The 23,561-nt window shown below is 71.0% G+C and carries 22 protein-coding genes; 8 read left to right on the forward strand and 14 right to left on the reverse strand.

The window, feature by feature from the left end:
• Positions 1-19: 19 nt before the first annotated feature.
• Positions 20-856: a DNA/RNA non-specific endonuclease gene (locus ABEA46_RS17800; RefSeq protein WP_345546424.1), complete on the forward strand. Its 837-nt coding sequence runs from the start codon at positions 20-22 to the stop codon at positions 854-856.
• A gap of 8 nt (positions 857-864) precedes the next feature.
• Here the strand turns inward: ABEA46_RS17800 and ABEA46_RS17805 are convergent, their stop codons facing one another.
• The 5 genes from ABEA46_RS17805 to ABEA46_RS17825 all read right to left on the reverse strand — a co-directional run bounded on the left by ABEA46_RS17805 (position 865) and on the right by ABEA46_RS17825 (position 6,453).
• Positions 865-1,515 carry an FMN reductase gene (locus tag ABEA46_RS17805; RefSeq protein WP_345546426.1) on the reverse strand — a complete coding sequence of 217 codons (651 nt, stop codon included), beginning with the start codon at positions 1,513-1,515 and terminating at the stop codon, positions 865-867.
• A 1-nt stretch (position 1,516) separates the two neighbouring features.
• The gene (locus ABEA46_RS17810) at positions 1,517-2,722 is read right to left on the reverse strand and encodes an LLM class flavin-dependent oxidoreductase (RefSeq protein WP_345546800.1); all 1,206 of its coding nucleotides are present in this window, start codon (positions 2,720-2,722) and stop codon (positions 1,517-1,519) included.
• A 138-nt stretch (positions 2,723-2,860) separates the two neighbouring features.
• Positions 2,861-3,742 (reverse strand): alpha/beta fold hydrolase, encoded by an 882-nt coding sequence (locus ABEA46_RS17815; protein ID WP_345546428.1) that lies wholly within the window; start codon positions 3,740-3,742, stop codon positions 2,861-2,863.
• Between the two features lie 13 nt (positions 3,743-3,755).
• Entirely contained in the window at positions 3,756-5,252 is a 1,497-nt protein-coding gene (locus ABEA46_RS17820; protein ID WP_345546430.1) for a carboxylesterase/lipase family protein, read from the reverse strand.
• A gap of 127 nt (positions 5,253-5,379) precedes the next feature.
• Complete coding sequence (locus ABEA46_RS17825; protein WP_345546432.1) at positions 5,380-6,453, reverse strand: hypothetical protein; 1,074 nt, start codon at positions 6,451-6,453, stop codon at positions 5,380-5,382.
• A 200-nt stretch (positions 6,454-6,653) separates the two neighbouring features.
• On the opposite strand from ABEA46_RS17825, the gene ABEA46_RS17830 reads away from it, so the two are divergent.
• Together ABEA46_RS17830 and ABEA46_RS17835 are read left to right on the forward strand one after the other, a co-directional pair.
• Positions 6,654-7,850 (forward strand): acyltransferase family protein, encoded by a 1,197-nt coding sequence (locus ABEA46_RS17830; RefSeq protein WP_345546434.1) that lies wholly within the window; start codon positions 6,654-6,656, stop codon positions 7,848-7,850.
• 169 nt (positions 7,851-8,019) lie between these two features.
• A complete protein-coding gene (locus tag ABEA46_RS17835) occupies positions 8,020-9,219 on the forward strand; it encodes an oxygenase MpaB family protein (RefSeq protein ID WP_345546436.1) in 1,200 nt (399 codons plus the stop codon).
• A 67-nt stretch (positions 9,220-9,286) separates the two neighbouring features.
• On the opposite strand, the gene efeB is transcribed toward ABEA46_RS17835, so the two are convergent.
• The 4 genes from efeB to ABEA46_RS17855 form a co-directional block, all read right to left on the reverse strand.
• Positions 9,287-10,624 (reverse strand): iron uptake transporter deferrochelatase/peroxidase subunit, encoded by a 1,338-nt coding sequence (gene efeB / locus ABEA46_RS17840; protein WP_345546438.1) that lies wholly within the window; start codon positions 10,622-10,624, stop codon positions 9,287-9,289.
• Positions 10,621-11,850 carry an iron uptake system protein EfeO gene (gene efeO / locus ABEA46_RS17845; RefSeq protein WP_345546439.1) on the reverse strand — a complete coding sequence of 410 codons (1,230 nt, stop codon included), beginning with the start codon at positions 11,848-11,850 and terminating at the stop codon, positions 10,621-10,623. The genes efeB and efeO overlap by 4 nt, the downstream gene beginning before the upstream one ends.
• The gene (efeU, locus tag ABEA46_RS17850; protein ID WP_345546440.1) at positions 11,847-12,830 is read right to left on the reverse strand and encodes an iron uptake transporter permease EfeU; all 984 of its coding nucleotides are present in this window, start codon (positions 12,828-12,830) and stop codon (positions 11,847-11,849) included. The genes efeO and efeU overlap by 4 nt, the downstream gene beginning before the upstream one ends.
• 133 nt (positions 12,831-12,963) lie before the next feature.
• Positions 12,964-13,914 carry a helix-turn-helix transcriptional regulator gene (locus ABEA46_RS17855; RefSeq protein ID WP_345546442.1) on the reverse strand — a complete coding sequence of 317 codons (951 nt, stop codon included), beginning with the start codon at positions 13,912-13,914 and terminating at the stop codon, positions 12,964-12,966.
• Positions 13,915-13,984: 70 nt separating this feature from the next.
• Here ABEA46_RS17855 and ABEA46_RS17860 point away from each other — a divergent pair, with 70 nt between their 5' ends.
• Both ABEA46_RS17860 and ABEA46_RS17865 read left to right on the forward strand, forming a co-directional pair.
• Positions 13,985-15,127: an epoxide hydrolase family protein gene (locus ABEA46_RS17860; RefSeq protein WP_345546443.1), complete on the forward strand. Its 1,143-nt coding sequence runs from the start codon at positions 13,985-13,987 to the stop codon at positions 15,125-15,127.
• Positions 15,128-15,237: 110 nt separating this feature from the next.
• Entirely contained in the window at positions 15,238-16,257 is a 1,020-nt protein-coding gene (locus ABEA46_RS17865) for an isopenicillin N synthase family dioxygenase (RefSeq protein ID WP_345546445.1), read from the forward strand.
• Positions 16,258-16,356: 99 nt separating this feature from the next.
• On the opposite strand, the gene rpsO is transcribed toward ABEA46_RS17865, so the two are convergent.
• Positions 16,357-16,626, reverse strand: coding sequence for a 30S ribosomal protein S15 (rpsO, locus tag ABEA46_RS17870; RefSeq protein WP_005048780.1), 270 nt, complete (start codon positions 16,624-16,626; stop codon positions 16,357-16,359).
• 206 nt (positions 16,627-16,832) lie between these two features.
• On the opposite strand from rpsO, the gene ABEA46_RS17875 reads away from it, so the two are divergent.
• The gene (locus tag ABEA46_RS17875) at positions 16,833-18,146 is read left to right on the forward strand and encodes an MFS transporter (RefSeq protein WP_345546448.1); all 1,314 of its coding nucleotides are present in this window, start codon (positions 16,833-16,835) and stop codon (positions 18,144-18,146) included.
• A gap of 116 nt (positions 18,147-18,262) precedes the next feature.
• The gene (locus ABEA46_RS17880) at positions 18,263-19,210 is read left to right on the forward strand and encodes a DMT family transporter (protein ID WP_345546450.1); all 948 of its coding nucleotides are present in this window, start codon (positions 18,263-18,265) and stop codon (positions 19,208-19,210) included.
• Positions 19,211-19,262: 52 nt separating this feature from the next.
• On the opposite strand, the gene ABEA46_RS17885 is transcribed toward ABEA46_RS17880, so the two are convergent.
• The 3 genes from ABEA46_RS17885 to ABEA46_RS17895 all read right to left on the reverse strand — a co-directional run bounded on the left by ABEA46_RS17885 (position 19,263) and on the right by ABEA46_RS17895 (position 21,820).
• On the reverse strand, positions 19,263-19,826 hold the full coding sequence (locus ABEA46_RS17885; protein ID WP_345546451.1) for a YceI family protein: 564 nt from the start codon (positions 19,824-19,826) through the stop codon (positions 19,263-19,265).
• A 182-nt stretch (positions 19,827-20,008) separates the two neighbouring features.
• Positions 20,009-20,377: an FKBP-type peptidyl-prolyl cis-trans isomerase gene (locus tag ABEA46_RS17890; protein ID WP_345546453.1), complete on the reverse strand. Its 369-nt coding sequence runs from the start codon at positions 20,375-20,377 to the stop codon at positions 20,009-20,011.
• A 219-nt stretch (positions 20,378-20,596) separates the two neighbouring features.
• Positions 20,597-21,820 carry a PrsW family intramembrane metalloprotease gene (locus ABEA46_RS17895; RefSeq protein WP_345546455.1) on the reverse strand — a complete coding sequence of 408 codons (1,224 nt, stop codon included), beginning with the start codon at positions 21,818-21,820 and terminating at the stop codon, positions 20,597-20,599.
• Positions 21,821-21,931: 111 nt separating this feature from the next.
• On the opposite strand from ABEA46_RS17895, the gene ABEA46_RS17900 reads away from it, so the two are divergent.
• Positions 21,932-22,795 (forward strand): fumarylacetoacetate hydrolase family protein, encoded by an 864-nt coding sequence (locus tag ABEA46_RS17900; protein WP_345546457.1) that lies wholly within the window; start codon positions 21,932-21,934, stop codon positions 22,793-22,795.
• 69 nt (positions 22,796-22,864) lie between these two features.
• Here ABEA46_RS17900 and ABEA46_RS17905 read toward each other — a convergent pair whose 3' ends face one another.
• Complete coding sequence (locus ABEA46_RS17905) at positions 22,865-23,485, reverse strand: DUF4190 domain-containing protein (RefSeq protein ID WP_345546459.1); 621 nt, start codon at positions 23,483-23,485, stop codon at positions 22,865-22,867.
• Between the last annotated feature and the right edge of the window lie 76 nt (positions 23,486-23,561).

Genomic DNA, 23,561 nt, shown 5'->3' on the forward strand with positions numbered 1-23,561 from the left:
CACGCGCCAGGATGAGGTCATGGCGACGATGACCACGGGCTACGACGACGGCTTCCTCGGCATCGCGGTGCCGCTGCCTCGCCCCGCCGACGGCCGCGAGACGCGCGAGCTGACCTATCCCCGCTTCACCGTGCTGGTCGATCCCGAGCGCCGTCTGGCCGCGGTCACCGGGGTGAACATCGACGGTGCGGCGCTGCAGGATCTGCCGCGCACCGGACAGTGGCGGCTCGACCCGCGCCTCCCGGACGAGGAGCAGGCCGGCCCCGCGGTGTACGCCGACAACGACCTCGATCGCGGGCATCTCGTGCGCCGGCGCGACCCGGGCTGGGGAACGGCGGCCGAGGCGCGGGCGGCGACGGCGGCGACATTCGTCTACCCCAACGCGGCACCGCAGGCGAGCGGGTTCAACCAGTCGAAAGAGCTGTGGCTCGGACTGGAGGATCACGTCCTGGAGTACGCGGATGCCACCGACCGGCGTCTCGCGGTGTTCACGGCGCCGGTGCTGACCGACGAGGATCCCGCGTATCGCGGCATCCAGGTCCCGCGCCGGTTCTTCAAGGTCGCATCCTGGGCGGCGGCCGATGACGGCGCGCCGACGCAGCTCGCGGCCGCGGGGTTCGTGCTCGACCAGTCCGACCTCATCGACGTCGCCCAGGGCGCGCTCTCAGTGCCGCCGCTCGGCGCGTTCCGCACGTTCCAGGCGCCGATCGCCGACATCGCGGTGCTCGCGGGCATCGATCTCGGTCCGCTCGTGGCCGCCGACGTGCTGCCCCCCACAGAGCCCCGCGACACGCAGGTGCGCGGAGAAGACGCCTGGCGTCTTCTCCGCGCACCGGAGGATGCGCACCTCGGCTGAGCCCCCGGCTACTCGCCCGACAGGCCGCCCAGCAGGTGGCCGAACGACCGGCCATCGCCGAGGTAGTTCGCCGGGTCGAACGGGTCGCTGTCCTTCGCGGGCTCGCGCCGCGCGATCGCGTCGGCGAGCTCGCGGGCACCGCGGTCGACGCGCTCGGCGAGCGGAGCCACGTTGTCGGCGCTCGCCCCCCAGTCGCTCGACGCCGCGAACACACCGGTCGGGACGGGCTCCGCGTGCAGGTACGTGAACAGCGGCCGGATCGCGTAGTCGATCGCGAGCGAGTGCCGCGCGGTGCCGGCGTTGGCGCCGATGAGCACCGGCTTGCCGGTCAGCGCGTCAGGGTCGAGCACGTCGATGAACGACTTGAACAGCCCCGAGTAGCTCGTCGAGAAGATCGGCGTGACGACGATGAGCGCGTCGGCCGAGACGACGGCGTTGATCACCGACTCCAGCGCGGGCGGCGCGAAGCCGGTCAGCAGGTTGTTCGTGATGTCGTGCGCGTAGTCGCGCAGCTCGAACACATCGACCTCGATCTCGATGTCGCGCTCCGACAGCTGCTTGGCGGTCGCCGCGGCGAGCCGGTCGGCCAGCATGCGGGTCGACGACGGGTTCGAGAGGCCGGCTGAGACGACGGCGATGCGACGGGGCGAACCGGTCATGTCACGCCTCCTTCCGGCCGAGGCCGAACGCGGCACCCGCGGGCGCGACGGCACCGGCGTCCTGGTAGGGCGAGCCGGCGGTGAGGTTGTCGCCGCGGTTCGCACCGGGGACGGCCTGGCGGGCCGGGCCCTCGCCGTACTTCGCCTTCACGAGGCCGGCGTGGGTCGGCGCGTCGGGCACCTCGGCGGCACGGTTCTTCTGCAGCTCCTTGCGCAGCACCGGCACGACCTCGCCACCCAGGATGTCGAGTTGCTCGAGCACGGTCTTCAGGGGGAGCCCCGCGTGGTCGACGAGGAACAGCTGGCGCTGGTAGTCGCCGAACGTCTCACGCATGGCGGCGTAGCGGTCGATGACCTGCTGCGGCGAGCCGACAGTGAGGGGCGTCATCTCGCTGAAGTCCTCGAGCGACGGGCCGTGGCCGTACACGGGCGCGTTGTCGAAGTACGGGCGGAACTGGTTCACCGCGTCCTGCGACTTCGCGGCCATGAACACCTGGCCGCCGAGGCCGACGATCGCCTGCTCGGGCGTGCCGTGCCCGTAGTGCGCGTAGCGCTGGCGGTACAGCTGGATCAGGCGCTGGTAGTGCTCCTTGGGCCAGAAGATGTTGTTCGCGAAGAAGCCGTCGCCGTAGTACGCGGCCTGCTCGGCGATCTCGGGCGTGCGGATCGAGCCGTGCCACACGAACGGCGCGACGCCGTCGAGCGGGCGCGGGGTCGCGGTGAAGCCCTGCAGGGGCGTGCGGAACTGGCCTTCCCAGTCCACGACGTCCTCACGCCACAGGCGGTGCAGCAGGTTGTAGCTCTCGATCGACAGCGGCAGGCCCTGGCGGATGTCCTTGCCGAACCACGGGTACACCGGGCCGGTGTTGCCGCGGCCGAGCATGAGGTCCATGCGCCCGCCGGCCACGTGCTGCAGCATCGCGTAGTCCTCGGCGATCCTCACCGGGTCGTTCGTGGTGATCAGCGTGGTCGCGGTCGACAGGATCAGGCGCTCGGTCTGACCGGCGATGTAGGCCAGCGTCGTCGTGGGCGACGACGACCAGAACGGCGGGTTGTGGTGCTCGCCGATGGCGAAGACATCCAGCCCCACCTCTTCGGCGTGCTTGGCCAGGGTCACGGCGCCCCGGATCTTCTCGGCCTCACTCGGGGTCTTGCCCGTCGTGGGGTCCTCGGTGATGTCGCTCACCGAGAAGATGCCGAACTGCATTCCCTGCCAGGTGGTGCTCTCGCTCACGATCGCTTCTCCGCTTCCCCTTTGTGAAGGTCTATGCAAATGAATGTATCTCGTGCAACGCGTGCGATCCAAACTTATTCCCGCGCGGATGCCGGGCGCCCGGCATCCCTGTCACACCGCCTCGGCGAACAGCTGCAGCATGTCGCGGGCGAGCTGGTGCGGCGCGGTCTCGCACGGCGCATGCCCCGTCGGATACGTCGCCACCCGCGCGCCGATGCGGGCCGCGTACGCGTCGTGCTGCGCCTGCGGCCACAGATCCTGGTCCCCCACGGCGATGAGCTTCGGGATGCCGGCGGCCGCGACGTCGTCGGCCACGTCGGGCGTCGTCATCATCAGGCCGACGACGTCGTCGATGCACGCACGTCCGGTGACCCCGAGCCGCTCGCGCACGAACGCGATGCGACCGGGAGGCGTGCGGTTGAGGTTGTAGCGGATGCCCCAGAGGATCAGCCCCGCCGCACGGTGCGGCGACATGTCGGAGATCGGGCCGATGTGCTTGACACCGCGGAACACCTGGCCGGTCGCCGGCGGCGCCGACATCAGGGTGAGGCTGCGGAACAGGTCGGGACGCGCGACGAGGGCGAGCTCGGTGACGAGGGCGGCGAAGCTGTAGCCGAGGACGTGGGCGGGACCGCCGTCCTCGAGGATCGCGATCAGGTCGTCGACGAAGAGCGGATAGTCGTAGTGCTCGCGCGGCGGGTCCAGGCGGTGGGGACCGGCATCCACCGATCCGTAGTGCCCCGCGAGATCGTAGGACTCGACGCGATACCCCGCCGCCGCGAACAGCGGGAACATCAGGACGAAGTCCTCTTTCGAGCCGGCGACGCCGGGCACGAGGACGATGCGCTGCGCGTCCGGATCACCGAGGCGCACCCGGGCGAGACCGCCGCTCGCAGCCGCGAACACGTCCTGCTCCGTGCCGTCCGGGAAGACGTGCCAGTCGAAGTCGGGGATGGCCTGGTCGCGCTGGAGCGCGTCGTCGATCGTCGTCATCGCGAGTGCGACACTACCGCCGCGGAAGACCGTCGAGCTCGTCCTGCCGCGGCGCGTAGTCGATGTGCCCGCCGTCGGCGTCGAAGGCCTGCACCGGACGCCGCGCGGACCACGCCGCCCACCCGGGGTCACCATCGACCACGAACGACACCCACGCGCCGTGCATCGCATCGGCCAGCGCCTGCGGGCCGTCCGAGCCGCCGATGCCGATCGCGTCGGGCTCCGACAGTCGGTCGAACACGAAGCCGAGCTCCATGACGTGCGCCGCACCCAGCCGGTCGACCGGGCTCTTCCAGCGGAACTCGTACACCCAGGTCGGCGCGGCGCCCGCGGCGGACGCCCGGCTGTCGGCGAACCGCGTGAGGGGTCCGCGCAGCAGCATGTCGGTCATCACCTCGCCGAGCACCTCACCGGGCGCGGCGTCGGGGCGTCGTGAGCGGTGCGCCCGGACGACGCGCGAAGGGACCCGCGCGGCCAGGCGCGCGAGGGCGACCGTGAGCCACGACGCCTTGTCGACCGCTCCCGAGGGCACGAGCCACAGCCGGTACTCCTCGCTCGTGGACCCGATGAGCACCGGGACGCCGCGGCCCGCACCGTCTACCAGGGCATCGAGCGGGTTGCGCGGCACGGCGTCACCGCCGATCGCGAGCGTCAGAGTCGGGCCGGCGCCGAGCGGCGAGCCGCCCGCCGCCACCGCGGTCTGCTGCGCGACGAGGTCGTCGGCCGGCACGGCGGCGAACCCGGCACGCGTCGCCGGGACCCTCAGCCGCTTCGCGATCTCGCGCGTCATGCGGCCGGCCTTCTTCGGCGGCTGCGCCACGAGCGGGCCCGATTGCAGGATCGCCCGGTCGAAGAGCTCCCCGGCGTGCGGCAGCGCGAGCAGGGCCGTCAGCGTGTTGGCACCGGCGGAGTGGCCCATCGCGGTCACCCGCGCCGGGTCGCCGCCGAAGGCCGCGATCTCGCGCCGCACCCACCGCAGCGCCGCCTGCTGGTCGAGCACGCCGAGGTTGTGCGGCACGCCCTCGAGCACGGCGAACCCCTCCTGCCCGAGCCGGTACTGGATCGACACGAACACGATCCCATGGCGCGCGAACCGCTCGCCGTCGTAGGTCGGGAGCGCCGTCGCGCCCCGCGTGAGCGCTCCGCCGTGCACGAACACCAGCACCGGCAGCGCCGCGTCGGGAGCGCGATCGGCGGGCGTCCAGACGTTGACGGTCAGGATGTCGTCCCCGGGCACCTCGACCGACGCGAGGTAGCGCGCGATCGCCGGGGCGTACGGGCGCTGCGGGGCTGTCGGGCCGAAGGCCGCGGCATCCCGCTCCCCCTCCCACGCGGCCGCGGGCGCGGGAGGGCGCAACCGCAGGTCGCCGACCGGCGGGGCCGCGTAGGGGATGCCGAGGAACCGATCCAGCCCGTCCACGCACGTGCCGCGCACGGCACCTGTCGACACGGTCACGACCGGACGCGCGGCGGCGGCCGTCGCTCCGGTCCCGGTGGCGGCATCCGTCATGTCATCCCCTTTGCGCGGCACCCTCGGCACGCTCGTACTCAGACTCAGCCAGCGTGGGACTCGGTGTCAAGCAGAGACGCCGCACGGCCCGCATCCCAGGACGCGGGCCGTGCGGCGGTCTCGTGCATCAGCCCTGCGACTCGGCGACCGCGACCGGCTGCGGCGCCGGCTCGCCGGTGGGCGCGGCCGGCTGAGCGGTGGGAACGGGGGCGGCAGGTGCCGCGTCCACCGCAGCCGCGGGCGCGGGAACCGGTGCGGCGGTCGCGGCGCCCGCCGCAGCGGCGGGGTCCGCTGCGACGGCCGGCGCGCCCGCGGCGAGCGGGAACGGATCGTCGGGGTCGTACAGCGGCGCGGAGCCCTCACGGCGCACCGTCGCGGCGGCGATGAAGTACTGCACGAGGCCCACGATCGAGAGCACGACGCCGGCGGCCAGCGGGTACCAGAACACGTTGTACGTGTACTCGCCGTTCTCGTCCGGCTGGGCGAGGGCGACCTGGAAGAACGGGATCGCGGCGCCCACGACGAACACGCCGGCCCACAGGACGACCATCCAGCGCAGCCGCTTCAGCGACGTCTGCTGCATGGCGCCCTTCTTGTCGGGCTTGGCCGGGAGCAGACCCTGGTGCTTGCGCGTGACGAGCGCGAAGACCAGCGCCAGGACGAGGACCACGACCGCGATGACCAGCACGATCAGCCAGCCGACGAAGGCCGGATCGGTCAGCGGCGAGACGGGCACCGTCGCGAGGTACGCGTTGTACTCGTCGGCGCTCGCGGAGTAGGCGTCCATCGCGGCAGACAGGTCGGTCTCGGCCTGCGAGAGCGCATCGGGGTCCTGGGTGCCGAACGCGGCGACGATGTCGCCCGCCGCAGCGGCCATGTCGCCGGCCTCCCCCGCGAAGTCCTCCGCGTAGCCGGCGAGTTCGGAGTCGGTGGCCTCGTCCGCGATCGACTGGAAGTCGGTCTGAGCGGACTCCGCTGCGGTCTGGAAGGTCTCCGCGGCGGCGGCGGCATCCTCGTTGGACGCCGTCTGGTCCGAGTAGACCGTCGCGAACGTGTCGACCGACGCGCTCAGCGACGTATCGACCGCGATCAGGTCGTCCATCGAGTCCGCCCACGCGGGCCCGCTCGCACCGACGGCGAGCATCACGCCCGCCACGACAGCTGCCACGGTCACTCGCGCACGAGTCGCGACTCCGGCCATCCTGCATCCTCCTCGAGCCGCATCAGCGGCACACTCCTCAGCTCGCGACGGGTCCGCCGCGGACCGACCCTATGGGAAGCCTGAGAAAACGCCGAATCCGCCCCGGGCACGTGCGAAGCGCTCTCCGACGCGCCATGGAGGGCATCCGCAGAGGCGAGCCGGCGCCGGGTCGCCTAGTCTGGTCTGCGCCCGGAGGTGAAATGACCGGCCACAACGCCAGACCCCCGGCGACCGCCCAGACCGGAGCGATCGCCCGCCCACGCCGCCGAACCCCGTTCTGGGACAACGCCCGTTTCGCGTGCATCGTGCTCGTCGTGCTCGGGCACGCCGTGCAGCGGCTGACCTACGACTCCGACCTCGCCGTGAGCCTGTACCTCGTCGTCTACGCCTTCCACATGCCGGCGTTCGCCGTCATCTCGGGCTACTTCTCGAAATCGGACGCGCCCACCAAGACGCAGATGGCGCGCGTGATCACCGACATCCTGGTGCCGTACATCGTGTTCGAAGGCCTGTGGACGCTCACGAAGTGGCTCGTCGAGGGCGAGGCCAACCCCAACCTCACCGAGCCGTCGTGGACGCTGTGGTTCCTGCTGGCGCTCGGCATCTTCCGCGTCGTGCTGCCCTACCTCGCCCTGCTGCGCTGGCCGCTGCTGTGGACAGTCGTGATCTCGATCGGCGCCGGCTACCTCCCCAACATCGACTCGACCTTCTCGCTGTCGCGCACCTTGGGCCTGCTGCCGTTCTTCACCCTCGGCTGGTGGCTGCACGAGCACGACGTCGTCTCGCGGCTCCACCTCCTCGTGCGCCGACCGTGGTGGGTGTTCGCCGGCGGCCTCGGGCTGTTCGCGCTCGCGGCGTGGGCGGCCTGGTTCTTCGTCGACGACTGGCGCGCCATGAACCTGCGCGAATGGCTGTTCTACGACGAGAACTACGCGTCGATCGGCGGCACCCAGTGGTGGGCGGGCGGCGTCCGACTCGCGCTGATGCTCGTCGCGGTCGTGCTGGCCACGGCGTTCTTCGCCCTCGTCCCGCGCGGCACGCACTGGTGGACCCACTTCGGCCAGTACACGATGTACGTGTATCTGCTGCACTCGTTCGTGCTGTACCCGTTCCGCGAGAACGGCCTGCTGCGCAACGCGGAGCCCACGTGGCTGTGGCTGCCGCTGGTGATCGTGCTGTCGGTGCTCATCGCCCTGGGGCTTGCCACCAGGCCCGTGCGGCGCATCTTCCGCCCGCTCGTCGAGCCGCGTCCGTCGTGGCTGTTCGCCGACCGCACCCTGGCGCGGCGCGAGGGCCGGCGCAGCGACCCCACCGGCTCGCGCCGGCCGCGTGAGGTGCCGCGCGCCGCGGGCGGCGGATCGGGGATGCCGCGCCCCGATCCTCGTCAGAACGGCTGAGCCTCTTATCGAACTCCCCTGACATCAGGGGTTGTGCGGCGCGCCCATTGCCCATATGTTAACGGCGAATCACATTGGTCCTGGATGGATCGACAGTGCAGGAGCGACGTCGACGGTGTCGTCGCGGCGTGGTCCATCCCTGTCTGGAAGCAGGTTCCCCATGCCTGAAATGAGCAGGCGCTCCGTCCTCACCCTCGGCGCCGCACTCGGACTCGCCGGCGTCGCGATCCCCCGCGCGGCGTGGTCCTGGTCCCCTGTCGGCTCCGTCCTCGGCAGCGGCGCGGGCACCGACCCGCAATGGGTCTGGGACGACGAGATCGATCAGATCATGGCCGGTGTCATCGACAGCGGGCAGGTGCCCGCTGTCAACTCCGCCATCGCCTCGTGGGTCAACAACAACCAGCCGGTGCCGGCCGGCCTGCCCGCGAACCTCGCCGGCTTCCTGCAGCGCAGCACCGCGATGCCGGCATGGGCCGACATGACCAAGCTCCGGCGGGCCGCCGATTTCAACCGCCGCAAGGACACCTATCTGTTCCTCATCTACGGCCTGGGCGGCGGCATCATGAGCACCGTCATCCCGCGCGAGGCGAAGTCGGTCTACTGGTCCAAGGGCGGCGCCGACATGCAGGACCGCGCCGCGAAGACCTTCTCGTTCGGCTACGACCTCAGCGACATCAACGCGTTCGAGAACAGCGGGCAGTTCAAGGTCACGTCCAACAAGACCCGCATGGTGCACGCCGCGGTGCGTCACCTGCTGCCGCAGTCGCCGTACTGGAAGGCGGTCGCCGACGAGACCATCCCGATCAGCAACCAGGACATCCTCGTCACGTTCCACAGCACCGGCACGTTCGCGCACAAGAAGCTCAAGGAGTGGAAGGTGCCGATGTCGGCGGCAGACGAGGAGGCCTTCCTGCACTCGTGGCAGGTGGCGCTGCACTTCCTGGGCGTCCGAGACGAGTACATCCCGGCGACGTGGGCGGCCGCCCACTCGCAGGCGGAGCAGATCCTGACGCCGAAGCTCGCCTGGACGCCGGAGGGCCAGGACCTCGCCGAAGTGCTGCTCGGGCTCACCGCGCAGGTCGACCTCGGCGTGACGCGCGGGTTCCTGAACGAGTTCGTGCGGTACCAACTCGGGAACGACATCGGCGACTGGCTGGGCCTGAAGCGCGACTACGTCTCGGCGGCCACGATCCGCGCCGGCTGGCCGACCTACATCGCCTTCCGCGAGGGGCTGCTGCCCATCGCACCGGTCGGGTTCTACATGTTCGACCAGTTCGTGCGCGCGCTCGCGATGGCGTTCCTCAACCGCGGCGGCTCGGGCACGACGACGCCGATCACGATCCCCGACATCAACCGACCCGGGGTGTGATCCGATGCGGTGCCGGGCGGTTGCAGTGCAGACCTGGACCGCCCGGCATCGCGGCTTGCGGCATCCCTCAGGAGAACAGCGCGGCCCCGACGTAGGAGCCCTGCGCGGCGCCGGCAGGGATCGCCCAGATGCCTGAGCCGACGTGCCGGAGATACTCGTTCATCGCGTCGGTCGACAGCGACCGCTGCAGCGTGACGAACTGCTCGGGCGCGCGCTGGTACGACAGGAAGAACAGGCCCGCATCGAGCCGGCCCAGTTCGTTGTTGCCGTCGACGAAGTTGTAGCCGCGGCGCAGGATCTGGATGCCGTCGTTGAAGTCCGGGTGCGCGAGGCGCACGTGGCTCATGACCGGTATCGCGGGCGTGCCGTCCTTCGCCTTCGCGTCGAAGTCGGGCTCGGTGAACTCGTCGCCGCCCGACAGCGGCGCGCCGGGGCCTTTGTCGCGCCCGATGATCGCCTCCTGCTCGGTGAGGCGCACGCGGTCCCACGTCTCGATCAGCATCGCGATCTTGCGTGCGACCAGGTACGAGCCGCCCGCCATCCAGGCGGGGTCGTCGGATGCCGCCACCCAGACGTTCTCATCCAGTGCGGCATCGTCGGTCGCGAGGATGTTGGCGGTGCCGTCCTTGAAGCCGAACAGGTTGCGCGGCGTCGACTGGGATGCCGTCGTGCGGGACGTCCGGCCGAAGCCGAGCTGCGACCAGCGCAGCCGCGCACGCCCGAAGGCGATGCGGCTGAGGTTGCGGATAGCATGCACCGCGACCTGGGGGTCGTCGGCGCACGCCTGGATGCACAGGTCGCCGCCGGAGTGCTCGGGGTCGAGGTCGTCGCCGAGGAACGCAGGCAGCTTCTGCAGCTGGGCGGGGCGCTGCGTGGCGATGCCGTACCGGTCGCCCTCGTCGTTCTCGAACAGGGTCGGACCGAAGCCGAACGTGATCGTCAGGCCGCTCGCCGCGAGACCCTGCGCCTCGCCGGTGTCGTCCGGCGGCGCCTCGGGCGATCCGCCCACGGCGCCGGTGGCGCTGACGTCCAGCCCCTGCGTCATGCGGGACGCCGCGTACGACCAGTCCTGCAGGAGGCTCATGAGGTCGTCGCGGTCGGTGCGGGCCATCATGTCGAACGACGCGAAGTGCAGATGATCCTGCACGGGGGTCGTGATGCCTGCCTGGTGCGTGCCGAAGAAGTCGTAGGCGGATGCCGCCGTCTCCGCCTGCTGCGCGCGCCCGATCGCCGCGGCGGTCGCCGCACCCGCGCCGGCGCCGATCGCGAGACCCGCGGCCCCGGCGCCCAGCGCCAGGCCGAGCAGGCCGCGGCGCGAGACCCCGGCAGGTGCGGGCGAGACCGCCTCCGCAGCTGCGGGGGCGGTCTCTTCCGCGGGCCCGTGACCCGCTGCGGTTCCGGTCACGCCAGGACGGTGTTCGTGAGCTGCGCGAGCGGCTCGGCCAGTGCGTTGATGAGGTCGGTCAGGTCGCGCTTGTCGTCGTCCGACAGCTCGAGGTACGACACGAAGCCGGCGTCGAGCGAGCCGTACTGCGCGAGCGCGGCCTCCAGGTCGGCGTAGCCGCCGTCGATCTGGTCGGCGAGGGCTGCACCCTCGTCGCCCTGGGCCTCGGCGAAGTCGCGCACGAGCGAGAACGCCATCTTCGAACCCTCGACGTTGGCGGCGAAGTCGGACAGGTCGGTGTGCGACCACCAGTCCTCCTCGCCCTGGATCTTGCCGGTAGCGACCTCGTCGAGCAGCGCGATGGCGCCGTTCGAGATGCCGCCGATGCCCTGGTCGGCGAGTGTCGCGGCGAAGTCGTCCCCGTGGACGTAGTCGTACAGCTCCTGCACGTCGACGATCAGCTGGTCGCCGTAGGCAGCACGCTCGTCGGCGGTCGAGGGCGCCCAATCCTGCCAGGCCGGGGTCTCGCCGTCGGCGTTGAGCGCGTCGGCCGCGGGCAGCCACAGGTCCTTCTCGATGCGGTGGAAGCCAGTCCAGTCGAGGCCCTCGGCGACGGCATCCACTTCGCGGTAGTCGATGCGCGGGTCGAGGTCGCCCAGCGCCTCGGCCACCGGCTCGATGCGCTCGTAGTACGCACGCACCTGCGGGAACTGCGTGCGCGCGGTCTCGTCGTCGCCCGACTCGTACGCGGCGACGAAGTCTGCGACGGCGGGGACGAGCTGCCCGACCTGGTCCTTCACGAACGCGGCGTACAGGTCGACGGCCTGCTGCTTCTGCTCGGCGTCCTCACCGGTCAGCGCGACGGCGTCGCCCGAGACCGTGAACGCGGCACGGCCCACACCGTCACCGGTCATGCCGGGCTTGCAGACGGTGAAGTACTCGCCCGGCTGTGCGACGAGCGTGAGCGTGCGCGAGGTGCCCGGCGCGATGTTCTCGACCTCGCCGACGATCCGCAGGCCGTCCTCGGCGAGCAGGTAGAACTCGGTGACGTCGTCGCCCTCGTTGCTCACATCGAATGTGAGCGTGCCGCTCGTCGCCCCGTCGCCCGAGACGTCGCACGCGGCGGCGGTCGACGAGACGGTCAGGGCGTCGGATGCGGCGGCGTCGCTCTTGGCGACGCAGCCCGACAGCGCGAGGGCGCCGAGCGCGGTGACGGCGAGGGCCGGGATCAGGCGGCGGACGGTCATGCTTCTCCTTGCGAGGACAGGACGGGGTCGGTGGGCGAGACGGCGACGGGCGCGGTGCCCGCCGACTCGACAGCGGGAGAGGAGGATGCCGCGGCCGCGGGCTTGCGCGGCGCGAAGAACTGCCGGCGCGCCCAGACGGCGCCGACGATCGCGACGTAGAGCGCCCACGCGACGACCTGGATCCACGACATGCGCGGCATGAACCCGACGGTCGCCTGCAGCACGGTGGCCAGCACCGAGCCGGGCGGGATCGCACCGGTCACGTCGAAGGCCCAGCCGAACGGGAACGCTGCCCAGCCGACGAGGACGGCGCCGGTCGCGGCATCCACCGGAGCGGCTTCGGTGAACGGCCCGGGGAACACGCCGGCCTCTTGCAGGTCGTGGATCGCGTACGCCAGCACGCCGGCGGCGACGATGATCAGGAACCCGCCGGTCCAGGCGAAGAAGCGGCGCAGGTCGAGCTTGAGCATGCCGCGGGCGAGCAGCCAGCCGAGGACGACGGCCACGACGAGGCCGAGGAGCGCGCCGGTGAGCGCCGCGGGCGCGTCGCCGAACGACTGCACCATGGCCCACAGCAGCAGCGTCGTCTCGACGCCTTCGCGGGCGACCGACACGAAGCCGATGGCCACGAGGGCCCACAGGCTCCCGACGGCGAGCGCGCGGTCGAGGCCGCCTTCGAGGGACCGCTTCATGCTGCGGGCGGTCTTCTGCATCCAGAAGATCATCCAGGTCACCATCGCGACGGTCAGCAGCGACAGCGTCCCGCCCAGGATCTCCTGGCCCTGGAAGGTCATCGTGTACGCGCCGAACGTCAGCGTCGCGCCGATCGCGACGGCGAGAGCGACAGCGAGGCCGATGCCGACCCACAGCCGGGGCAGCACGTCACGACGGCCGAGACGGGTCACATAGGCGACGAGAATGCCGACGACGAGCGCGGCTTCGAGGCCTTCACGCAGGCCGATGAGGAAAGTGGCGAGCAAGGGGATTCCTGGGATTTCATGCGGATGAGCGGCGCTCCGTCGCACCGGGCCCGCCGGGACGTCGATCGGGTGACATCAATCGTAAGGTGAGCCTTACCTATGACGCTACCCGACGCTCTGTCCGGTTGTCCATTCAGCCCGCGGCGCGCACGTAACGTTCGGCGAGGCGCTGCAGATGCGGCACCAGTTCGGGCGGCGAATCCACCGTGAAGTCCATGCCGAGCATGCCGATGTACGCCGCGATCGTCTCCAGGCTGTCCGCGCCCGTGACCAGCACCGACGTGCGGGGATCGACGGCCTCGACCACGCCGACCGTGGGGTTGATGCGCGCGATGACGCGCTCCGCCGGCGCGGCGATGCGCAGTCGCGCGTGCACGTTCCACCCGCCCGCCGCGATCGATCGCAGGGCGAACGAGGTGAAGTCGCCGCCCGGGATCGGCACCGGGTCGAAGCGCCGGCGAGTAGGCATGCGCGGTTCGATCCAGTCGAGGCGGAACGTCTCCCACTCGTCGGCGTCCGGATCGCGCGCCACCAGGTACCAGCGGCGCTGCCAGCTGAGCAGCCGGTACGGTTCGACACGACGCGGGATGCCGCGGTCCTCGAACCGCAGCCACTCCCCCGCATGGACGGCCTGGGCCACCGCGCTCAGCACCGCCGGGTCGACCTCGGGGTCCGGCGCATCGGTGCCGATGTTCTCGGGGCCGCTGTCGACGGTGGCGGCCACCGCGTCGACGGTGGGCCGGAGGCGCTCGGGCAGCACCTGCAGCAGCTTCGCGAGCGCACGCGCCCCCGCTTCGTCCACGCCGGCGATCCCGCGTGCCACGCGGAGCCCGATCGCGACCGCGACCGCCTCCTCGTCGTCCAGCAGCAGCGGCGGGAGCTTGCCGCCGGCGGCCAGCCGGTAGGACCCGGCTCGTCCGCGCTCGGCCTCGACGGGGTACCCGAGCGCGCGCAGCCGCTCGATGTCGTTGCGGATGGTCCGCACCGATACGTCGAGCCGCGCCGCGAGTTCGGGCCCCGGCCACCGCGCGCGACTCTGCAGCAAGGCGAGCAGCGCCAGCATCCGGGCGGAGGTGTCGGCCATGTCAGCCCTCTCCGGATGAGTTCAGATAACAGGAAGATACTTTGCCTGATTGGACCATAGCGTCGAAGACATGAACATCGCAACGACCACGGCCGCCGGCATCCACCCCTTCCTCGTCGAGGTGTCGCAGGCCGACCTCGACGACCTCGCCGACCGTCTCGCCCGCACCCGCCTGCCGCAGCCCGCCCCCACCGACGACTGGGAGTCGGGGACGCCCCACAGCTACCTCGCCGATGCCGTCGCCCGCTGGCGCGAGGGCTTCGACTGGCGGGCCGCCGAGGCCCGTATGAACGAGTTCCCCCAGTTCACCACCGAGATCGACGGCCAGAACATCCACTTCGTGCACGTGCGGTCGCCCCACGAGGGCGCGACGCCGCTGCTGCTCGCCCACACCTACCCTGGCTCCTTCGTGGACTATCTCGACATGATCGGCCCGCTCGTCGACCCGGTCGCGCACGGCGGCCGCGCCGAGGACGCGTTCGACGTCGTCGTGCCCGACGCGCCCGGCTTCGGGTTCAGTCAGCCGGTGACCGAGGCGGGCTGGACCACGGCGCGCGTCGCGGCCGCGTACGACGTCCTGATGCGCCGCCTGGGCTACGAGTCATACGGCATCCACGGCAGCGACAACGGCGCGATGGTCGCGCGCGAGCTCGGTCTGCAGAGCCCCGACGGCTTCCTCGGCCTGCACGTGCTGCAGCTCTTCTCGTTCCCGTCGGGCGACCCGGCGGAGTTCGAGAAGCTCGAGCCGCAGGACTACGCCGGCCTGGAGCACATGCAGTGGTTCCAGTCGGTCGGCGCCTACAACACGATGAACGCGTCGCGGCCGCAGACGATCGCGGCCGCGCTCTCGGACTCCCCCGTCGGCCACCTCGCGTACGCCGAGCTGTTCAACTCGTTCGGCAACGGCACGTCGCTCGTGCCGCTGGACACGATCCTCACCGAGGTGAGCGTCGCGTGGTTCGCCAACGCGTCGGCCGGCATGAGCCGCGCCTACCGAGAGAACGCGCTGGAGGATGCCGCACCGCAGGTGAGCGGTGCGCGCACCGGTGTCGCCGTGTTCGCCGACGACTTCCAGACCATCAAGGTGTTCGCCGAGCGTGACAACACGAACATCGTGCACTGGAGCCGCTTCGAGCGCGGCGGCCACTTCGCCGCGCTCGAGGTGCCCGACCTCGTCGTGGGCGACATCCGCGCGTTCTTCGCCGACGTGTGACGACCGCGTCGCGCCCGGGACCGCGGCCGGGGCCGGGCTTCACGCCCTGCCCCGGCTTAACCGTGGGCAACAATCGAGCGGCGCCCGCGGCATCCGCCTAGCCTCGCCTCATGAGCGACCTCACCCTGCCGATCCTCGACCTCTCCCGGCTCGACGCGGGCCCCGGGGAGGCTGCGTCGTTCCGTGCGGAGCTGCGCGCCGCGACCCACGACGTCGGGTTCTTCTACCTCACCGGCACCGGCGTCTCGCCCGCGCTGGAGGCCCGGCTGAACCGGGCGGCGCGCGACTTCTTCGCCTTGCCCGAGGCCGACAAGCTCGCGATCGAGAACGTCAACAGCCCCCACTTCCGCGGGTACACGCGCGTCGGCGGCGAGCGCACGCAGGGCAAGGTCGACTGGCGCGAGCAGATCGACATCGGCCCTGAGCGCGAGGCGATCGCCGACCCGGACGCCCCGGACTTCTCGCGTCTGATCGGGCCGAACCTGTGGCCCGAGGCGCAGCCCGAGCTTCGCGATGTCGTCTCGGAGTGGCACGACCACCTGTCGGGGGTCGCCCGCAAGCTGCTCCGGGCATGGGCGCTGTCGCTCGGCGCCCCCGAGAACTACTTCGACGAGCACTTCGGCGAACCGTCCACGCTCATCAAGATCGTGCGCTACCCCGGCAAGGAGGACCCGACGCCGCAGCAGGGGGTCGGCGCACACAAGGACTCCGGCGTTCTCACGCTGCTGTGGGTCGAGCCCGGCAAGGGCGGCCTGCAGGTGGAGCGCGACGGAGAGTGGGTGGATGCTCCCCCGGTGCCCGGCGCCTTCGTCGTCAACATCGGCGAACTGCTCGAGTACGCGACGCAGGGCTATCTCATCGCCACCAAGCATCGCGTGATCTCGCCGACGTACCCCGACGACCGCATCTCGGTGCCGTTCTTCTTCAACCCCGCCCTCGACAAGCGACTGCCGCTCATCGAGCTGCCCGCCGATCTCGCGGCGCAGGCCCGGGGCGTCACGCAGGATCCGGCCAACCCGATCCACGCGCTGTACGGCGAGAACGCCCTGAAGTCGCGGCTGCGCGCACACCCCGACGTCGCCGGCATCCATCATGCCGACCTCGTTGCGGCACGCGCCGCGTCGGCGTGAGAGCGTCCCGGATCGACCAGCGGGAATGACGAAGGCCTCCCCACACCGTGGGGAGGCCTTCTCAAGAATGTTTTGCGCGATTGAACGCTGGTCGATGCCTTATCGACGGAGACCGAGGCGCTCGATGAGCGAGCGGTACCGGTTGATGTCGATGTCCTGCAGGTAACCCAGCAGGCGACGGCGCTGACCGACGAGCAGGAACAGGCCACGACGCGAGTGGTGGTCGTGCTTGTGCTCCTTGAGGTGCTCGGTGAGGTCCTTGATGCGCTGCGTCAGCATCGCGACCTGCACCTCGGGGGATCCGGTGTCACCGGGGTGCGTCGCGTACTCTTCGATGATCGCCTTCTTGACGTCTGCTTCCAGTGCCATAGGTGATCCCCTCTCTGCTTGTTGCGCGGTGCCCGTCACCCGATGTGCGAGCTCTCTTTCTCCGCGGCCGATCCAACGGCAACCTGAAGAGTCTACCAGCGAACGGATGCCTCGGCGAACCGCCCGCCATCCGGGGTGCGCCGCGCCGCCAGTAGGCTCGAGAGCGTGCAGTACACCGTCCGCGTCCAGCGCGTCCAGGTCGACGAGTGAGCGCGGCAGGCGAGCATCGCAGCCACTTCATCGACCTGCGCCCGTTCCGCACCAGCCCCGCGTTCACGCGCATGTGGATCGGCTCGACGCTCGCCGGGCTCGGCGGTCAGCTGACGATCGTCGCGATCATGCTGCAGATGTACGACCTCACCGGGTCGACGTTCGCGGTGTCGATGATCGCGGTCGCGGGACTCGTGCCGATGATCATCGCCGGCATCTACGGCGGCATGCTCGCCGATGCGTTCGACCGGCGCAAGGTCGCGCTCATCGCCGCAACCGTGACCTTCGGCTCGACGGCGCTCCTGGCGGTCCTCGCATGGACGCAGCTGGAGACCGTCTGGTGGCTGTACGCCCTCAGCATCGTCAACTCCGCGGCGAACTCGATCGTGCTCGCCACCCGTCAGGCGATCGTGCCGCGGCTGCTCCCCCGCGAGCTGCTGGCCGCGGCATCCGCTCTCGGCGGCATCACGGTGGGGATCATGGTGATGGCCGGGCCCGCGCTCGCCGGCGTGCTCGTCGCCTTCACCGGCTACGCGTGGACGTACACCCTGGACGTCCTGCTCATGACGTCGCTGTTCCTGGGCCTGTGGACGCTCCCGACGCTGCGTCCCGAGGGCGTGATCGTGCGTCCGGGCCTGGAATCGCTGCGCGACGGGTGGCAGTTCCTGCGGCGTGCCTCGAACATCCGGCTGCAGTTCATCCTCGACATCACCGCGATGACGTTCGGCCAGCCGCTGTCGCTGTTCCCGGCGATCGGCGCGGTGCTGCTCGGGGGCGGGCCGATCACGACCGGCGTGCTCACCGCGTCCGTGGCCGCCGGGGCGTTCGTGTCGAGCCTCTTCTCGGGGCGCGTGGGAGCCGTACGGCGGCAGGGCGTCGGCATAGAGCGGGCGATCCTCGTCTACGGCGGCGCGATCGCCGCGCTCGGACTGGTCCTCGGCGCCGCGGCGCTCGGCTGGTTCGCGCCCGCCGCGGTCGGGGCCGACACGCCCAACCTCGTGCTCATCGCGGCGGCGTGCGTCGCGCTCGCCGTCTCAGGCGCCGCCGACAACGTCAGCTCGATCTACCGCAACACGATGGTGCAGGCCGCCGTGCCCGACACGATCCGGGGGCGCCTGCAGGGCATCTTCATCGTCGTCGTCGCGGGCGGACCGCGGCTGGGCGCCCTCTACGCCGGCACCCTCGCGACCCTCACCGCGCTGTGGTTCCCGCCACTGCTCGGCGGCTTCCTCATCATCGGCATCGTCGCGACCCTGGTGCGGCTCAGCCCGCGCTTCCGGGCGTACGACGCCGAGAACCCGGTGCCGTAGCCGGGCGCGGCCGGAGGGCCGCCGCAACGTAGCCGAACGGCCGCTCGTCGGCAGATTTCGGACGTCGCACCCGCCCTGGTGCTCGCGCCGTTCCCGGCGCGCGTAGCGTGGCCCCCGTGACCTCGACCTCCACGACCGCGACCGCCGGTGCGACGAGCACACCCTCGTCGACCTGGATCACCGTCCAGTTCGTCCTGGCGGGGATCGTGTGGGGCTCCAGCTTCCTCTTCATGAAGGTGGCGCTCACCGGCATCTCGCCCGCGCAGGTCGCCTGGACCCGGATCCTGCTGGGCACGCTGACACTGGGCATCCTGGTGCTCGCGCGCCGCGAGCACCTCTCGCGCAGCCTGCGGGTGTGGGGGCACCTCCTGGTGCTGGGCATGACGTTCTGCGTCATCCCGTTCCTGCTGTTCTCGTGGGCGCAGCAGCACGTCAGCTCGGGCGTCGCGAGCATCTTCAACGCGACGACCCCGATCATGACGGCGATCATGGCGTGGCTCGTGTTCCGCGTCGAGCGGCTCAAGGCGATGCAGGTCGTCGGCATCGGCGTCGGCATCCTCGGAGTGATCGTCATCATTGCGCCGTGGCAGGGGCTCTCGTGGGACGGCAGTCTCGTCGCCGAGCTCGCGATCCTCGGCGCCACCGCCAGCTACGGTTTCAGCTTCGCGTACATGCGGCGGTTCGCCTCGAACACCGGCATGTCGGCACTCGCCTTCACGTTCGGCTACATCGCGATGGCGGGCGCGGTCATGGCCGTCCTCACGCCGTTCCTGGTGCTCACCCCGGTGAAGCTGGACGTGCCGATCATCGTGAGCCTCGTGCTGCTCGGATGCCTCGGCACCGGCATCGCCTACGTCTGGAATCAGAACACCGTCCGTGCGTGGGGCCCCACGCGCGCTTCGACCGTCACCTACATCACCCCCGTCGTGGGAGTGATCCTCGGCGTCGTCATCCTCGGCGAGACGGTGACCTGGAACGAGCCGGTCGGCGCCCTCGTCGTGTTCCTGGGCATCCTGCTCGCCCAGGACCGCCTGCGCCGCCGGAGCGGAGCCCCGCGCAAATGAGAAGAGTGGATGCCTCGGGCCGAGGCATCCACTCTTCTGAAGGTTCGCGCGATCAGGCGGGCTGGTGCGCACCCTGCAGGTCGAGCGTGATCGTGATGTCCTTGCCGACGAGGACGCCGCCGGTCTCGAGCGCGGCATTCCAGGTGAGGCCGAAGTCCTCGCGGTTCACGATCGTCTTGGCGGTCGCACCGGCCTTGTAGTTGCCCCACGGGTCGACGCCGAAGCCGCCGAACTCGAGCTCGAACGTGACAGGCTTCGTGATGCCGCGGATCGTCAGGTCGCCGTCGACGAGGAAGTCGCCGTCCTCGACACGGGCGCCGGTCGAGCGGAACTCCATGGTCGGGTGGTTCTCGGCGTCGAAGAAGTCGGCCGAGCGCAGGTGGTTGTCGCGCGCCTCGTCCTTGGTGTCCACCGACGTGACGTCGACGCTCGCCTCGACCTTGGCGTCCAGCGGGTTCTCGGGAGCGACCAGCGTGGCGCTCTTCACACCGAAGGTGCCGCGCACCTTCGAGATCATCATGTGGCGGACGCTGAAGGTGACCTCGCTGTGCGAGGGGTCCAGCACCCAGGTTCCGGTCCGGTAGCCCGGGATGTCGATCGTCGTGGCGTCGGTCATGGCGTTCCTCCGTGGGGTCTCATGCGAGAAGCTGTGGCGCCCGCGCGCTGCGGGCACAGGGGTGACAACGACACGATACGCGACATCTATTCCCGTGAATGCAAAAAGACGTCGCGCTACGGGCTTCGAACGAGTGGAGGGGCGGATGCCGCAGCATCCGCCCCTCCGTGTCGGTCGTGTGGTCAGCCGACCTTGATGAGGTCGATGACGAAGATCAGCGTCTTGCCGCCGAGGAAGTGGCCGCCGGCCGGGCCGTACGCGAGGTGGGGCGGGATCACGAGCTCGCGACGACCGCCCTCCTTCATGCCCGGGATGCCGTCCTGCCAGCCCTGGATGAGGCCGCGCAGCGGGAACTGGATGCTCTCGCCGCGGTTCCACGACGAGTCGAACTCCTCGCCCGACTCGTACTCGACGCCGGCGTAGTGGACGGTCACGGTGTCGCCGGGCTTGGCCTCGGCGCCGTCGCCCACGACGATGTCGCGGATGACGAGTTCGGCGGGCGCGGGGCCCGCGGGTGCGTCGATCTCGGGCTTGGTGCGGTCGTCAGTCATGCCACCATCCAACCATCCCGCCGCCCCGCGCGCAGTGCAGGTTCGCCCTCAGGGGAACCGGACACCATGTCTTGACACCCGCGCCGGGCACCCGGCATCCTGGTGGCAGATCAGCTCAGCGCTCGGGAGTCACGCAGGCATCGCCGCGGCACCGAGCGCTGAGTTCGTCTGCGGGCGTCTCGTCCGTGCCCCAGCCGGCCCCGAGAGGGCGGCGACGGTCTACGGCGCGAACATCGCCGCGCGGGTCGACACGATCCGCGCCAGCAGGTCGTGCTCCTGCGCGGCCGCCTGCGGATCGCGCCCGGTCAGCGCCCGCTGACGGGTGGCGGCGAGCGCTGTCGCATCCGTGATGAAGCCCCGCATGAGCGGGCGCCGATCGCCGCGCAGCGTCTGCGCCCACGCCATCGCGGCCTTGCGCCCCGCAGAGGTGGCGAGCATGTCGACCTCCTGCGTCGTGAACCATCCGGCCGCGGCGTAGTCGCCCAGGCGGCGACGGGTCAGCCGTGCCTCTTCCCGGCGCAGCGCGACGATCCCCAGGATGAAGCCGATGAACAGCGGCACCTGCAGCGTGAGGTACAGCACGAAGAAGTCGCCGAAGGTGGCCGAGCCGTTCCAGAACGCGTGCAGCGCGATCGCGCCCGCGAGGCCGACCAGCCAGGGTCCGACGGCCTGCCCCGTCGGCAGACCGCGCCGCGCCGCGAGCCCGAGCGCGAAGCCCGTGACGCTCGTGAACATCACGTGGGCGAACGGCGAGAGGATGCCGCGCAGGAAGAACGTCGTGGTCGTCTCGGCCGCGCCGCCCTCGATGAGACTCACCGCGAAGTACTGGATGTTCTCGGTGAACGCGAAGCCGGCGCCGACCAGCGCGCCGTAGACGACGCCGTCGACGGGGCCGTCGAACGACCGGCGGGCGACCGCGAAGATCAGGAAGACGCCGAGGCCCTTCGCGAACTCCTCGACGACCGGCGCCTGGACCACGGTCTGCAGGACCTCGCCCGCACCGGTGCGCACGCCGAAGATCAGGGTGAGCACGACGTCGACGCCCAGCGCGATGCCGACGGCCGCGATGGCGCCCCACGCGACCGCTAGCAGCAGCAGGCCGCGAGGCTCGGGCTCCCACCTGTCGACGATGCGCACCGCGAACCACACGCCCACCAGCGGCACGAACGCCAGCAGCATGCCCACGAGCGACGCGCCGGGGCCGAGGGCGTTGAGGAAGTAGCCGACCAGCGCGACGAGCACCAGCACCAGCACGCCCACGATCCAGATCGTCGCCGTGCTCCCCCGCCGCGGCGCGGCCGCGGCCGCCGGAACGGGCGCGTACGAGGTCGCCGACGGCGTGATCGTGGCCGGTGCCGCATAGTGCGGCTGCGCGAACGGCGAGGCGAACTCGGGCGGCGTGAGCGAGGGCCGCGGGGATGCGGCGCCGGGGTCAGGCGTCATGCGCTCAGCCTAGGGGCGGCGCCGTGCCGTGAGACACACCGCCCTCACGTGGGTGGAGGGCCGTCGGCTGCGGACGGCCCGGTCGCGGGGTGGTCCGAGTAGGTTGGGGGCATGCGCTTCGCCCACGTCGTCCCGCCCGGAAGCGCCGAGCCCAGACTCGTCGTGGTGACCGGCGACGACGGCGTGTTCGTCGACGAGCTGTTCGACGGCGCACCGGCCACGCTGGAGCAGCTGATCGCCGGCGGCGACGGCCTGCTAGATCAGGTTCGGGATGCCGCCGACCGCGGCGTGCGGCATCCGCTCGACGGACTGCGGTACGCGTCGGCGCTGCTGAGGCCGCCCGTCATCCTCGCCATCGGGCTGAACTACGCCGCCCACTCCAGCGAGCTGGGTCTCAAGACCGACTCGACGCCCACGGTGTTCGTGCTGTGGCCGAACTCGCTCGCCGGCCACGAGGGGACGACGGTGTGGCCGCGGTCGCTCAGCGAATCCGTCGACTACGAGGCAGAGCTCGGCGTCATCATCGGCACGCCCGCCAAGGATGTCGCTCCCGAGCACGCGCTCGACCATGTGTGGGGCTACACGGTCGTCAACGACATCACGGCGCGCGACATCCAGTACTCCGAGGCGCAGTGGTCGCGCTGCAAGTCGTTCGACGGATTCACGCCCACCGGCCCGTTCGTCGTGACGCGCGACGAGGTGCCCGATCCGCAGGCGCTGCACATCTGGACGGTGCTCGACGGCACGACCCTGCAAGACGCCACGACCGCCCAGATGGTGCGCCCGGTCGCATCGCTCGTGTCGCACCTGTCGCGCTCGGCGACACTGCTTCCGGGCACGCTGATCTCGACGGGGAGCCCCGGCGGCGCCGGCTACTCGCGCGACCCGCAGGTGTTCCTGCGCGATCGGTCCACGGTGACCGTCGGGATCGACGGCATCGGGGCGCTCACCACGCACTGCCGCATCGTGGGCTGATACCGGACAGACCTGCAGACGACGAAGCCCCTCTCCGCGCGGAGAGGGGCATCGTCGTGCGTCAGCGGATCACTCGCAGGTGATCGTGGTGCCGTCGGTGAGGTCGTACGTCCCCGGGGGCATGCCTTCGCACAGCGCGTTGTGCGCGTTCATCACGATCAGCGGGATCGTGATGGCCAGGATGATGCCCGCGATGATGCTGAGGCCGATGAAGACCCATCCGAGGATGATCGCGACCTTCGCGGGCGTGTTCGGGACGCCCGCCGCCTTGCTCTGCGAGCGCGCGACGTAGCCCAGGATCAGGCCGATCAGCGACGCGAAGAAGACGACGACGAGCGCCACGATGCCGAGCGTCTTGCCCGGGACCGGAGCGCCGGGCGCGGCAGCGCCGTACGGGGCCGGCGGAGCCGCGGCGTAACCAGGTGCGGCCGGGGCGCCGTAGGCGGGTGCGGCGGGAGCGCCGTACGCCGGCGGTGCCGGCGGAACGGCGCCGTAGGCGGGTGCGGCGGGCTCGGCGGCCGGCGCGGCGGGGGCGGCCGGTTCAGCTGCCGGGGCGGCCGGTGCGTCGTAAGCCGGCGCAGCGGGCGCCGCCGGCGCAGCGGGCTCTGCGGCAGGGGCCGCGGGTGCGGCTTCGGCCGGCGGCTCCGGCGGCTGCTGCGCCGGGTCGACGGGATTCTGGGGGTCGCTCATGTGGGTTTCCTCTCGCATGTGACTCTGGTTGACCGTAGCGGGAGTCACGGGCACGAAGCAATCGGCCGCGGTGGGG

Source organism: Microbacterium jejuense (genome assembly GCF_039544225.1).
Classification (GTDB): domain Bacteria; phylum Actinomycetota; class Actinomycetes; order Actinomycetales; family Microbacteriaceae; genus Microbacterium; species Microbacterium jejuense.